Source organism: Methanomethylovorans sp., assembly GCF_041447285.1.
Lineage (GTDB): Archaea > Halobacteriota > Methanosarcinia > Methanosarcinales > Methanosarcinaceae > Methanomethylovorans.
This window is the reverse complement of record NZ_JBGMEB010000003.1, coordinates 1-13,846: the sequence shown is the minus strand read 5'-3', so window position 1 is coordinate 13,846 and position 13,846 is coordinate 1. Positions and strand designations below refer to the sequence as shown.

Genomic DNA, 13,846 nt, shown 5'->3' with positions numbered 1-13,846 from the left:
TTTAAATGCAAGTATTGCCAATAATGAGTGATACTATGCCTGCCCCCTCAGAAATAATCGAACTTGTAGAACGTTTTGATCAGTATAGTGCCAAATACAAGTCTAACTCTTATAATGAAACTCAGGTTAGAAGAGAGTTCATTGATCCGCTTTTTAAGGCGCTGGGTTGGGATGTGGATAATACTCAGGCATATGATGAGAGGTATAAGGAAGTCATCCATGAGGATGCTGTAAAGGTCGGCGGCAAGACCAAAGCACCGGATTATTCTTTCAGGATCGGTGGGGTAAGGAAGTTCTTTGTCGAAGCTAAGAAACCGGCAGTAAATCTTAAAGAGAATCCTGAGCCTGCATACCAGCTTCGTCGTTATGCTTGGAGTGCTAAGCTGCCAGTAAGTATCCTTACGGATTTCGAGGAGTTCATTGTTTTTGACTGTACGCGGAAACCATCACCTAACGATAATTCCTCACTTGGGCGCATCGAGTATTACACTTACAAGGATTATATCTCAAAATGGGATGAGATAGCATCGAAATATTCAAAAAAGGCTGTCTTTACTGGCAAATTTGACGACCTTGCCGATAGCCTTGTGCAGAAGAAAGGTGGGAAGGGTACGGCAGGAATTGATGATGCGTTCCTGGCGGAAATCGAAGGTTGGAGGGATGAACTTGCTAAGAACCTTGCTCTTAGAAATGCGAGTCTTTCAGTACGGGAATTGAACCTTGCGGTGCAGAAAATTATCGACAGGATCGTGTTCTTGCGTATCTGTGAGGATAGGGGCATTGAGGAATACGGTCAGCTTAAATCGAAAGCTGAAGGGAAGGATGTTTACAAAAATCTGATCGAGCTTTTTCTTCATGCTGATGATAAATACAATTCAGGACTTTTCCATTTCAGAAGCGAGGATGGCATGGAAGAGCCGGATATTCTGACGACTTCTCTTGAGATCGATGACAAGACATTGAAGCACATTATCAGCAGGCTGTATTATCCTGAATCTCCGTATGAGTTCTCTGTGATCCCTGCTGATATTCTGGGTCAGGTGTACGAGCAGTTCCTGGGAAAAGTTATCAGGCTCACTGCTTCTCATCAGGCGAAGATAGAAGAGAAGCCTGAGGTCAAGAAAGCCGGGGGCGTTTATTATACTCCTACCTATATCGTGGAGTATATTGTTAAAAACACTATTGGGAAGCTTGTTGAGAACAAAACCCCCGCAGAAGTGTCAAACTTGAAGATCGTTGATCCAGCATGTGGTTCCGGTTCCTTTTTGATCGGTGCTTATCAGTACCTGCTTAACTGGCATTTGGACTGTTACATGAACCATCTTGTACCGTTGATGAAGGAAGGCAAAGCTGCCACTGACAAAGAGGTGCAAAAGCTTCTGCCTGCAAAACCAGTTCCTACCAAGAGGGGAAAGAAGAAAGCACGATCTGCCGGAAGTGATTATGATTTCCCTATTTATCAGATGAGCGAAGATGACTGGCGACTCACTTCGGATGAGAAGAAACGTATCCTTCTCAATAACATTTATGGGGTGGACATTGACCAGCAGGCTGTAGAGGTCACGAAACTTTCTCTTCTTCTCAAGGTACTGGAAGGTGAAAAGGGCGAACGTATCTCAAAACAGCTTACGATCACTCAGGAGAGGGTGCTTCCTTCCCTGCATGAGAACATAAAGTGCGGTAATTCGCTTATCGGCTCTGACGTCTATTCTTCTGTCCAGATGAACCTCGATAACGATGATGAGTTCTACAAGATCAATGCATTCGACTGGAATCAGGAATTCCCGGATGTCTTTGAGCAGGGTGGCTTTGATGCAGTTATCGGGAATCCGCCTTGGGGTGCAACGTTCAATTCTTCCGAACAGAAATATTTAAAAACAAAATTAGTCACAGCAAATAGTCGAAATATTGATTCCTATGTTGTTTTCATTGAAGCTGGGTTGAGTAAGTTAAAACTCGGTGGATTGTTAAGTTTTATTACTCCAGATACTTTTCTAAGAAAAGATGACCATGTTGCTACTCGGCGCTTGCTGCTAGAAAATACAATCATATATGAAATGATTGAAACCGGTCCAGTTTTTTCAAAAGTAAGAGACACTTGGTGCTTAGTGTTTAGGGTTGGTAATGAAATTCCAGCTACTGATTCAAATATATTTCATAAAAATTTAAGTCGATATATTGTATCAGCAGAAGAAAGATTAGAGCTGTTTGGCCAATATAAATGGGATTCTGAATCAGAAGTCCCACAACTTATATGGAGTAATAGACCAGACTTGATTTTTGGCTATTTTACTTCTACTGAGGATCAGCGAATTATTAAAAAAATAGAGTTGAATCCGAACTTGAAAATGTTGGAAGACTTCTATTCAATATCACGTGGAGAGGAAGGAAGCAAATTTTCATTAAATGAAGATCCTAATTCTAATTTTTATATGGTTATTCCTAATGATATAGCAAGATATCATTACAGTCCAGGTATTAAAATATCCACTGAAACTCTTTCAACAAAGAAAATTGAAGATTTCTATTGTCGCCCAAAAATCTGGATTATCAGAATTCAAAAAATGAGATGGAAACAAAGACTGGTTTGTACATTAGATGATAGATGCAACTCTGCTGGAATGAAAACTCTCCAAATGATAATTTCAAAAAGTGGGGATATTAAAAAGTTGTTCTATCTTTTAGGAATTTTATGTTCATCTCTGATTAACTATTATTGTATAAATTACCTAGCTGATGATTTGAACAAGTCATATTTATCAAAATTACCAATCTGCACCATCGACCCCTCAAATCCCGAAGATGTAGCCAGACATGACAGGATGGTATCCCTTGTCGAACAAATGCTTGAGCTGCATAAAAAGCTCGACATCGCAAAGCTTGGCAGTGAAAAAGAAATGATCCAGCGCCGTATCAATGCAACAGATGCTGAGATAGACAGGCTTGTGTATGAGTTATACGGGCTGACAGAAGAAGAGATTGCTATAGTGGAGGGGAAGTCTGCTTAAATAAGGCTGTAGCGTTGTCGGGAGGCTGTTTTATCTTCTTTTTTGTGTTTTTTAAATCTGGCTTTATTGAGGGGTTTATATAATGCTTGTCATTTGATTGACAAGTGCTTTATATACAAGTTGTCATCTGTTTGACAACTCATTTATATACCGGTTGTCAAGGCTTGACAAGTAGTTTATATACTACTGGTCATTTGATTGACAAATATTACATCACTATCCCTGTCACTTTGTTTTTGTTACTTATATGATCCAACTCCGGTCGTATCTCCCTTACACATCATATTTCCAAATCATTCTCCATCTTAAGGGTTATTTTAATATCCTACTGGTGCAATCTTTCGTAAAAGAAAAGTGTAAAAACGTTAGCAATATAAAACTATAGGAAATTTGTTTATGGACCTGTTCGACCTTTATCTTGATGAAGACTGTCCTTATGGTGATGAGACTGTGGATCTTCTTGGCATAGAAGGTAACGGCAGATTGCGTATCATGTCAAGAGAGCATGGCGTAGCGGCTTGTGTGGAAGAGCTTGCAGCTTTCTATCGGAAAAAAGGTCTTGAGGTTACTGCACATGTGCGTGAAGGCGGAGAGTTCAATCCGCATGACGTGGTCTTTGAAGCAAAAGGTGATCTGCGCCAGCTTTTCAAACTATGGCGTATTTCACAGACCTTCCTTTCCATGGTTTGTGCCATTGCTGCCACTACCCGCCTGTACGTGGAAACTGCGCGGAAGGTCAATAAAGATGTTCTTATCGCAACCAGTAGGAAGACCCATCCGGGTATGCGCCGGTTCGAACTTCAGGCAGTGCGGGCAGGCGGTGGTGATCATCACCGCAATTCCCTAAGTGATTCCATCCTTATCAGCCAGAACCATCTGGGCGTGGTTGGAGATCTAACTGAAATGAAAGCTGTGCGCAGAATCGAGATCGAACCCAGAAACGAAGAAGAAGCATTAAGGTATGCGAAAATCGCAGATCTGCTGCTACTTGATCATTTATCCCCTCAGGATATTCAAAGGCTTGTTCCTTTGCTCAAGGAGAAGAACCCCAATCTTCGGATAGCTGTGGGGGGAATCTCAGCCCAGGACATTCCTGACTATGCAGCTCTTGTGGATATAATTGTGATCTCTGCTCCTTATTACGCTCCACCTCTTGACCTTACAGCGAGGATATATCGGGCATGATTAATCTCTCTAGTCAGGAAGGCATTTAGTTAACCTGCGAAAGGTATTTATGGAAAGCAAGCAATGGTTTTGCAGGGGTTCTACAATACCGTTGAAAGCTGCTATTAAAGCTGCTATTATATCAGCCGGTGAACTCCTATAAGACGGGCACTTTTTGTCCACCTAGAAAATATTCAAAAAGGCTTGTGCTTTGCCGTATATCAGAAGGTGATAAAGTGAGCAAACCAGTATTAATGGATTTTAGTGCTACATGGTGTGGGCCCTGCAGAATGCAGAAACCTATTCTTGAAGAGGTTGAAAAGAAGTTCAAAGACCAGGTAGAGTTCAAGATCATAGATGTGGACCAAAACAGGGAACTTGCAAAGAAGTATGTGGTGCAGGCAGTACCTACACTTGTCATAGAAAAAGATGGTCAGGTGGTCAAGCGTTTCACAGGTGTAACTTCTGCCGATGTGCTAAGCTCCGAACTCAAAAAGGTGCTGTGAAACAATAATAAAGCACTTTATGTAATTATGCGCTTCAAGCCAGTAATATCCTGATCTCTATGCCTCAAAAGCTTATTGACATGGGAATATTGGCTTTTCGTCAGACCAACTCACGTGGGGGTTTTAAACCCCATCTTTCCATCAGGTTCATGTCTGATGAAGGGAAACCAGTTACTTTTTCTATAGATACCACCCGAAGCCCTAACAAATGCCTGCAGCCAGATGTGTATCTTATAACGCATGCCCATTCTGACCATAATGGTAAGTCTGCGATGCTCTCAGAGAGTGCCCTCTGCTCGGATAAAACCGCAAAAGCACTTGAGATCCGATATGGTAAAGCATACAAGGGATCAACGATGAGTGTATGCGATTCAATTGAAGTGGCTGGTGTCACGGTTCACACATTTCCTACTGGCCACACCCCCGGAGCTACAGCATTTTACTGGGAAAATGAAGTTGGCACACGTATTCTTGTTACAGGTGATGTAAAGGATTATTCAATGCTTCCAAAGTGCGATGTGCTGATAACTGAGGCCAACTACGGTGATCCAGGGGATGCTACGTGCTATTTTGAGGATGATATCGAAGGTCTTGAACAGTTGCTCAAAGACAACTCCTCTTCTGCTCTTGGTGCCTACGCATTCGGTAAAGCCCAAAGAGTTGTTGAATTGGTAAGATCTCTTGGTTATGGTGATGTTATTGAAATGGAATCCCAGTCACTTGAACTCACCCGGTGCATGCTGGAAAATGCAGGGGATGTTGTTGGTTTGGGAGAGGCTGGTGGTAATACCTTATGTGTTGTTCCTCCGTGGGACCTGGATCGGCTGTCATGGCATACATCAAAGTATGTAATGAGTGGCAGATCCGATTTCAGGTACCCTTCTATACAGATCAGTGATCATCTGGATGTCAGAGGCCTTACAGATATGGTAAGCCAGATAGACCCAGAGTTTACAGTAGTCTATCATCCAAGCGGTCACAGACCCGGCAGATTCGCTGCTCATCTTAATTGCCTGGGCCTTGATGCTATTTCTATAGACAAAATAAGTAATGTTCTGAGCAATGGCTTTATTTAGTTTAGTTCATAAGTTGGCGCATATAAAGCTTTATATAAGTAACATCCTTCTATACTATCCATTCCATTGATATTTTCAGGAGATATAGCCATTGAAAAAAGAAGCCAGGCAACCATCCGGTAAGAATAAGCAAATTACTACCCAGGCTGCATCCGAGGTAAAGCAGGAGAAATCTGCAAAAGGGATCCTGAGTGTAAAACAAAGGACCCCTGAGGAAAAAAGGAAAGCACATATGCAGGGTATTATCAAGACAGCGGTTGCCTCTATTCTGGGAGTAGTTGCCGGTATCCTTGCCAATATGCAATATGGTATGGGAACTGAAACAAAATGGTATGCTGTTCTTACCATCATTGCCGTTCTGGCATATTACGCCCAGAGATTAATTTATCCGGCCATAAAGATCAACACCAAAGAATTTGGTTTCAAGGACTGGTTCTATGTTGAATTCCTTGTGGTGGATTTCTGCCTTGTGACGTGGACTCTTCTCCTGAACTGATACTACTTCCTATATTTCATTTTTTATTGACCAGTGATTAAAATGCGAATAGCTATACTTAACAAGGACAGGTGTCAACCACGAAGGTGCAGTCATGAATGTGAAAAATACTGCCCCAGAGTAAGAACCGGTGATGAGACTATTATTTTTGCAGAGGATGGTAAGCCGCTGATCTCGGAAGAGTTGTGTGTAGGCTGCGGTATATGCATAAACCGTTGTCCTTTTGATGCTATTATGATCATTGGCCTGCCGGAGGCCCTCAAGTTCCCAACTCACCGCTATGGTCCCAATGGCTTTGCACTTTATGAGTTGCCTGTTCCTCAGAAAGGAAGAGTAACTGGTATCCTGGGTCCTAACGGTATCGGTAAAAGTACTGCAGTGCAGATTCTCTCAGGAAGGTTGGTCCCCAATTTTGGAGAGGAGGGAGGTACATGGGAGAATGTATTGGAGCATTATGCTGGGACTGCTCTTTATGATTATTTCAAGTCTGTTGCCAATGGCACTCTCAAGGTTTCTCAGAAACCCCAGTACGTGGACCTTATTCCCAAGGCTTTCAAGGGAAAGACATCTGATCTGCTTTCCAGAACCGATGACAGAGGAGTAATGGATGAACTAGTAGAGCGCCTGGACCTTTCACACATTATCGACCGCAACATAACAGAGCTCAGTGGTGGTGAACTCCAGAGAGTGGCTATTGCTGCATGTGCGGCTAAAGACGCAGATTTCTATTTCTTTGACGAGATAAGCCCCTATCTTGATATCTACCAGCGTATCAACTGTGCTAAGCTCATACAGGAGATAGCGCAGGAAAAGGCTGTATTGGTAGTAGAGCATGACCTTGCCATTCTGGACATGCTGGCAGATATGGTGCATGTTGCTTATGGTGAGCCTGGAGGTTACGGTGTCATCACCCTTCCAAAAGGAGTGCGTGTGGCTATTAATCAATATCTTAAAGGTTATCTGCCTGAGGAAAACGTGCGTATTCGTCCCGAAGCTATATCTTTTGAGGTTCACCCGCCAAGGAATGAAACTGAGATCGATACTCTGGTGGATTATAGCAGCTTTTCCAAGAAATACAAGGAGGGCTTCTCTCTTGAAACCGATGCAGGTTCCATTAAGCAGGGTGAAGTCTTGGGTATTGTCGGACCAAACGGTATTGGTAAATCAACTTTCATGAAAGTTCTTGCAGGGGAGGTAGAACCTGATGAGGGCAAGCTTGATTTAAATATCAGTATTTCCTACAAGCCGCAGTACATTAAGGCGGATGTTCACATGCAGGTCCAGTTCTTCCTGCGTGGCATATCCCGTAAGTTCGATTCCAGTTATTTCCAGACAGAAGTGATAAAACCTTTAAGTCTTGAGAAGCTGTATGAACGCTCTCTGCCGGAACTCAGTGGTGGTGAATTGCAGAGGGTAGCTATAGCAGCATGTCTGTGCCGTGATGCGGACATGTATCTTCTGGACGAGCCCAGTGCTCATCTTGATGTAGAACAGCGTTCGATGGTCACAAAAGTGATCAAACGTTTTGCTGAGAACAATGGTAAAACAGCCATGGTAGTAGATCATGATATCTATATGATCGATATGCTCAGCGAAAGATTGATCGTTTTCGAAGGTGAGCCTGCTGTATATGGTAAAGCTCATGCCCCATTAAGTATGCATGACGGTATGAACAAGTTCCTTTCAAATCTGAATATCACCTTCCGTCGTGATGAAGATACTCGCAGGCCCAGGGTGAACAAGCCCGATTCCCGCCTTGACCGTGAGCAGAGGTCTAAAGGAGAATATTATTATAATATACTGGAATGAGACCTGAGGAATCATTCCAGTATTCCTTTTATTTTTCATTTAAGTTTGAAATCTATTTTGATCTGCTTTCAGCCTCAGCTTTCAGGCTGAGAAGACCCGAATGTATAGCCTTTTCCAGCATCGTTCTCATCGTACCGCGAAAAATACGGGTAGCTATCCCTTCCCAGGACTCTTCTGTCCGTACCAAAGTTTTCCCGTTAAGTGGTTTCAGCTTCCAGACGTGGATTGCATAGATAATACCCAAGGTCTTGCCAGTCCAGGCTATCAGGCGTTCGTTCTCCACACTGTGGATAGTTGATTTGATCATTCCAGGTCCTGCTTTCCATTGAAATGTCTCTCCCTCCTTAACTTCTCCATTTAATGAGGCTTTGTTAACTTCAGGATTCCAATTTGGCCAGTTATTGATATCTGTCATTATTTTCCAGATCACTTCCGGACTTGCTTTGATCTCCACTTGTCCTTCCGCAAAAACAGGTGCATTCCTATTGGCCTTGAATGTGATTATGTTCCCTCCTCTGTTTGCTATGGATGTGTGATTTAAATCTTTATAAAACTGATTTTAAAATGAGAATGGTTTCTACTTAAATATTTAATGTTAATGCCATTCCAGAATCAAAAGTAGTGCAAATTTGTATTTTAAGATAGTCGCCATTGCAAAAACATTGAACAGCATATTAACTTAAGTGTGGTGATAATCATCCCCGCAGAGTGGATCTATTTGTGAAGTTGGGTGGTATTTAGGTGGTGGTACTTATCTCTTGATCCATATAAACGCATATTCTGCGGGGATGATAACTGTAAAGTACTGGAGGCCAAAAATTAACAAGCTTCTACAATAGTCAACAACCATTTTAACCCAATCTCTAATATTATCTATATGTTGTACCTCTATATACAATTTGTCAATCTTCAAAACATGCGCATAAAAAATTCGAGAAGATTGGATTACTTGGGTTCTTGTTTACATTATGCATCTAATACGCAAAAATGCGGCATCATCATGATATGCTCTCTATTATTTCACCTGTTCTTTCATAGGTAATTATTCCAGGTGGCAACTGTTTGGCAAAATCAGGTGATCGTAGAGTTGCAAGAAGGCTTTTAATCTGTGGGATATCTATTATTTCTCTATTAATAAGGAAATCGAACTCCTCTACAGTAATAGGTATAAACTTAAGCCCCATTGTTTCTGCAAAGGGCCTTATTCCAAATCCTACGTCTGCTTTACCACTAGCTATAGCCTCACAGACTGCTCTTTGCGTCTTTAAGCCGGAGTTGTAACCGGGTATTGTCTTTACAAGCTGTGCTTTTGTGATGCTCTTTTTAACAGCCAATTCTTCCAGCAGTTTATCCAGCAATGCCCGGGTGCCTGAGCCTCTGTTACGGTTTGCTAATTTGTTTCCAGGTAGATCTTCAAGGTTTTTAATATTGCTCTCTGGGTGTACTATCAATCCTTGTTCCCGTCGGTAGCCTTTCACCAACACTGCATTACGGATACCCATACTTCTGATAGCTTCAAGATTATATTTTTCGGACCCTGCTATATTGATACCTGCGATATCGGCTATGCTATCAGCCATAGCGCTTAATCCACGGCTGGAACCCATACTTATTACTCTGAAGTTCATTCCTGTAAGGTCTTCCAAAAGATCAATGCCAGGACATTGTCCCCCAACGAACATCAGATCAACAGGAGTTATATTTCCAAAAAGTGTAACATCTATCTTTTTTCCCGGTTCCAGATACTCAGTCTCTTCACCGATCTCGATGATACCATCGGCTTCAGCAAGAGTTGTAATGGCTCCAGATGTTTTATCCGCAGGATATATTCTGCCTCTTACAAGTCCCACCGGGTAAAGCTCCTTCCTGCCCTCGGATCTGATACCTGTTCCCAGGACTGCCTGCACTTTTGTTTTGAATGGAGGAGCAGTCTCAAGAGAATTATATATAAGCGGGGCTATGAACTCGTTAAATATTGACAGTGCTGAAGTGGGATTGCCCGGAAGCCCTATGAGCGGTATATTCCCAACAACACCTATTACTACTGGTTTTCCAGGTTTTATTGATATGCCATGCAACAACGTTCTACCTTTTTCAGCTATTATTTTATACATCACATCGCCCACTCCTGCAGAAGTACTGCCGGAAGTGAGGACCATGTTGCATTCCTGTAATGCACGATCAATAGCCTCTGACATTGCATGTTCGTCATCTTTTACGATCCCATATATTATGGGATTTGCACCGCATTCTTCAATACTTGCGGCTACAGCATAGGAATTTGCGTCATATATTTTCCCCGAATCCAATTTTGATCCAGGTTGAACAAGTTCATCACCTGTGGAAATTATTCCCACGTTCAGCTCTTTTACTTTGACCTTATCAATACCTATAGAAGCAAGTACTCCAATTTCTCGTGGGCCGATGCGTACATTCTTGCGCAGTACACGTTCTCCTTTCATGATGTCAGCACCAGTACGCATAATGTTCTCATTTATATGCACCGCCCTGCGTACTAGTATATTGCTCTCTTCTGCTGTCGTGTGTTCTACCATTACTACCGCATCTGCACCTTCTGGTATCGGTGCACCTGTGGCTATCTCTATGATTTTTCCAGAAGCAAGGGTAATATCGGACACACTGCCCGCTGCAATTGATCCACTCTTCTTCAATATTACAGGGTCAATTTCAGTAGCTGCGTATGTATCCTGTGCCTTTACAGCAAAACCATCTTTAACAGACCTGTCAAAGGCAGGCACATCGATACTTGAAAAGATGTCTTCTGCTAGAATACGTCCATTTGCATGTTCCAAAGGCAAGGTTTTAAGTGCCGGCTTGATAAGGACGTTATCTATTATACGGCGTGCTTCTTCAGGGGATGTGAGTTCTCTGAATTCCTTTTGCTCCATTTCCGACAGGTTCACTCCTTCAGGTGTTCTAAGATATTTTTGTTGAGCCTGAACACCCTTGAGGCCACATACCACAATCCAACTATATACACTGCCCAGGTTGCAATGGAAAGCCATTTAAGTGATTCTGTAGAGTCAAGCGCCTCAAAAACTATGACCAGTGTCACAGGCATAAGAAGCAATATAGCAATCACAGAGTCATTCAGGTACTTTAAGTTTTCTAATATCACTTTTTCTTTATCATATATAGGTTCCATGGTAACTCCAATTTAAATAACATTTATATTATATATGTGATATTAGTTTAATCGTTAATTAATGTTTTTAAAAAAAAGTTAAAAAAGAAAGAGTTTTATTCCTTAAAAATGGGAGTACCTGTAGTCTGGGTGATCACTTCAAAAGCCTTTATCATCTTCTTTGTGATGGGACCTGGTTTCCCGGTACCTATTGCTCGCCCGTCCACCTTAACAAGAGGTGCAGCTTCTGCTGCTGTGCCTGTAACAAATATCTCATCTGCAGTGTAGAGGTCGAACATTCCGAGGTTCTCCACAGAGACCGGTATGTTCATTTCTTCCAAAAGTTCAATTGCAGTAGCCCTTGTTATGCCTTTGAGGTTGTTGATGGTAGGTGGTGTATAAACTTTTCCATTCTTGATGATGAATATGTTGTCACCTGAACCTTCGGAGAGGTATCCGTTGCTGTCAAAGAATATGGCTTCGTCGCCTCCCTTTTCATTAGCCTCTATTTTTGCCAGGATGTTGTTCAGGTAATTAAGGGATTTTATGTTAGGTGATAATGCATCGGCTGCATTGCGGCGAACTGAAACCGTGACTCCTGTTAAGCCAACTTCATACAGGTCCCCGTACATCGCGCCCCAGGGCTGTGTAATGATATATATGCCGGGCTTAGGGCATTTACGGGGGTCAAGGCCAAGGTCGCCAACTCCTCTTGTGACTAGAGGTCTGATATAAGCATCTTTCAGATTGTTTTTGCGCAGAGTTTCAAGTATAGCTTCTGCCATTTCTTCTTTTGACATAGGGATCTCCAGCGCGATTGCTTTTGCCGAGTCATAAAGCCTGTCCAGATGCTCTTGTAATTTAAAAACGCGTCCGTTGTAAGCTCTGATTCCCTCAAAGACTCCATCGCCATACAGGAAACCATGGTCAAATAAAGAAACAGTAGCTTTTGATTTGTGAACGTACTCACCGTTGCAATAAATAAACAGCTCGCTCATTGTAGAACCTCAATATGGATTAATGTAGGATTCAAGTGAACCTATTGTATATTTGTATTTCGACCCTTTTAGGAGGAATTATAGCAGACTCATCAAAAGGCTTTTATGTAAAAACATCTATCATGTACCCCTACAGGTCCCGTGGCTTAGCCAGGATATAGCATCGGGCTTCTAACCCGAGGGTCGGGGGTTCGAATCCCTCCGGGATCGTTTTTTATTTTTTTTATTAATTTTTCATTTCATATTGCTATAGTGTACTTGTTATCATAGTAGGATCTTAAGTTGAGCTGAAAGTGCTTTTTATGCACTCTCAATACCCTTTTTCTGTAAAACAATCCAGGCCAATAGTACAAAAACTCCGCAGGTTAAAGCGATGGTACCCAATATGTGTATCCTGTCAAGCCAGTTCTGTGATACTAGCCACATGCCTACAGCTCCAAGAGTGAAGTACGTGAATATTAGCAAGGAGGATGCTGAGCCCGCATCTCTGCGCACCTGCTCAAGTACAAGGTGGTTGCTTGGCGGCCTGCTGATACCAATCGAATAAGTTATCATGGCCATGGGGATCGCAAAACTCCACGGGCCATGTTGCCCGATGGTAAGAATTAGTATCCCTCCTAGCACGATCCCTATAAAACCTGCCGTTATCAGATTTTTGGAATTTGTTCTTTCTGCCAGTTTCAGGCAAGACATTGATCCTGCCATGAGTGCAAGAGCATTAAAAGCGAAGAAATAGCTGAAATTTTGCTCAGTCAGGCCAAATCCATTAACATATATAGCAGAGGAGCCAGCGATGAAACTGTATAATGGTAAAAGGCTTATGGACATCACAAGGACCATGATCACATACTTTTTGTTGAGCAACAGTTTGCCGTAAGAATACATGACTCTTGATAGAGGGGTTTCTGATACTTCTTTCAGTGTTTCAGGTGTTCTGATCACACCAAGAAGACCTAAAACGCCCATAATTCCCTGGACAATAAATATCCAGTGCCATGAAATATACGCCAGGATCCATCCTCCAATGATGGGAGCGAACATAGGAGCCAGGGCCATAATGACTGCTATATACGCTAGTATTCTTTCTCTTTCTTTCCCGGAGAAGATGTCCTTGGTCATGGCCATGGACAAGGATGCACTGGCTGCAGCTCCGGAAGCCTGTAGTATACGGAATGCTATCAACATAACTGCACTGTTTGCCATTGCGCATAGCATACTGGCAAATATATACAGGGAGATCCCTGCAATTAAGGGTCTTTTGCGTCCGTACCTATCTGAAATTGGACCGTAGAATAGCAGAAAGAAACCATAGGTGACGAAAAAGCAAATGAGTATTAGATTGACCACTGACAGCGGCTGATTCCATGTCACGGCAAGGGACGGGATGGCTGGGAGGATCATGTCAGTAGAAAATGCAGGAAAAGCTGTTAACAGTGCCAGTAAAGGCACCATCTTTTTAATATTACTTTCAGTTGAATCGGAGGACAAATTTGATCTCCTTAAGTTTTCTGCCTTGTAACCCAACTTTGACAGTCAAAAGTAATATAAGTGTTCTTAATTTTGTTGTATTCGACCAAAAATGCAAACAAAACTAAGAACAATTGACATTATTCCCAACGATAATATATGCTTTCCTATCGGAAC

11 protein-coding genes and 1 tRNA gene are annotated in these 13,846 nt (G+C 42.2%); 7 read left to right on the top strand and 5 right to left on the bottom strand.

The features are described from left to right. Positions 1 to 5: 5 nt before the first annotated feature. The 6 genes from ACC612_RS01565 to ACC612_RS01540 all read left to right on the top strand — a co-directional run bounded on the left by ACC612_RS01565 (position 6) and on the right by ACC612_RS01540 (position 8,059). Entirely contained in the window at positions 6 to 3,008 is a 3,003-nt protein-coding gene (locus ACC612_RS01565; protein WP_371852712.1) for an Eco57I restriction-modification methylase domain-containing protein, read from the top strand. Between the two features lie 396 nt (positions 3,009 to 3,404). After that, positions 3,405 to 4,193: a nicotinate-nucleotide pyrophosphorylase gene (locus ACC612_RS01560; RefSeq protein WP_371852711.1), complete on the top strand. Its 789-nt coding sequence runs from the start codon at positions 3,405 to 3,407 to the stop codon at positions 4,191 to 4,193. A 215-nt stretch (positions 4,194 to 4,408) separates the two neighbouring features. Continuing rightward, positions 4,409 to 4,678 carry a thioredoxin gene (gene trxA / locus ACC612_RS01555; protein ID WP_371852710.1) on the top strand — a complete coding sequence of 90 codons (270 nt, stop codon included), beginning with the start codon at positions 4,409 to 4,411 and terminating at the stop codon, positions 4,676 to 4,678. Between the two features lie 59 nt (positions 4,679 to 4,737). Continuing rightward, positions 4,738 to 5,754 carry an MBL fold metallo-hydrolase gene (locus tag ACC612_RS01550; protein ID WP_371852709.1) on the top strand — a complete coding sequence of 339 codons (1,017 nt, stop codon included), beginning with the start codon at positions 4,738 to 4,740 and terminating at the stop codon, positions 5,752 to 5,754. Positions 5,755 to 5,845: 91 nt separating this feature from the next. Next, on the top strand, positions 5,846 to 6,250 hold the full coding sequence (locus ACC612_RS01545; RefSeq protein WP_371852708.1) for a hypothetical protein: 405 nt from the start codon (positions 5,846 to 5,848) through the stop codon (positions 6,248 to 6,250). Between the two features lie 42 nt (positions 6,251 to 6,292). Continuing rightward, entirely contained in the window at positions 6,293 to 8,059 is a 1,767-nt protein-coding gene (locus ACC612_RS01540; protein ID WP_371852707.1) for a ribosome biogenesis/translation initiation ATPase RLI, read from the top strand. 52 nt (positions 8,060 to 8,111) lie between these two features. On the opposite strand, the gene ACC612_RS01535 is transcribed toward ACC612_RS01540, so the two are convergent. The 4 genes from ACC612_RS01535 to ilvE all read right to left on the bottom strand — a co-directional run bounded on the left by ACC612_RS01535 (position 8,112) and on the right by ilvE (position 12,202). Then, the gene (locus ACC612_RS01535) at positions 8,112 to 8,513 is read right to left on the bottom strand and encodes an SRPBCC family protein (protein ID WP_371852706.1); all 402 of its coding nucleotides are present in this window, start codon (positions 8,511 to 8,513) and stop codon (positions 8,112 to 8,114) included. Between the two features lie 544 nt (positions 8,514 to 9,057). After that, a complete protein-coding gene (locus tag ACC612_RS01530) occupies positions 9,058 to 10,968 on the bottom strand; it encodes a molybdopterin biosynthesis protein (protein WP_371852705.1) in 1,911 nt (636 codons plus the stop codon). 11 nt (positions 10,969 to 10,979) lie between these two features. Then, positions 10,980 to 11,225, bottom strand: a complete 246-nt coding sequence (locus tag ACC612_RS01525; RefSeq protein ID WP_371852704.1) for a sodium:proton antiporter — start codon at positions 11,223 to 11,225, stop codon at positions 10,980 to 10,982. A 95-nt stretch (positions 11,226 to 11,320) separates the two neighbouring features. Continuing rightward, positions 11,321 to 12,202, bottom strand: coding sequence for a branched-chain-amino-acid transaminase (gene ilvE, locus ACC612_RS01520; protein WP_371852703.1), 882 nt, complete (start codon positions 12,200 to 12,202; stop codon positions 11,321 to 11,323). Positions 12,203 to 12,337: 135 nt separating this feature from the next. On the opposite strand from ilvE, the gene ACC612_RS01515 reads away from it, so the two are divergent. Continuing rightward, positions 12,338 to 12,412: transfer RNA gene (locus tag ACC612_RS01515), tRNA-Arg, on the top strand. Positions 12,413 to 12,502: 90 nt separating this feature from the next. Here ACC612_RS01515 and ACC612_RS01510 read toward each other — a convergent pair. Further along, complete coding sequence (locus ACC612_RS01510; RefSeq protein WP_371852702.1) at positions 12,503 to 13,690, bottom strand: multidrug effflux MFS transporter; 1,188 nt, start codon at positions 13,688 to 13,690, stop codon at positions 12,503 to 12,505. Positions 13,691 to 13,846: the final 156 nt, after the last annotated feature.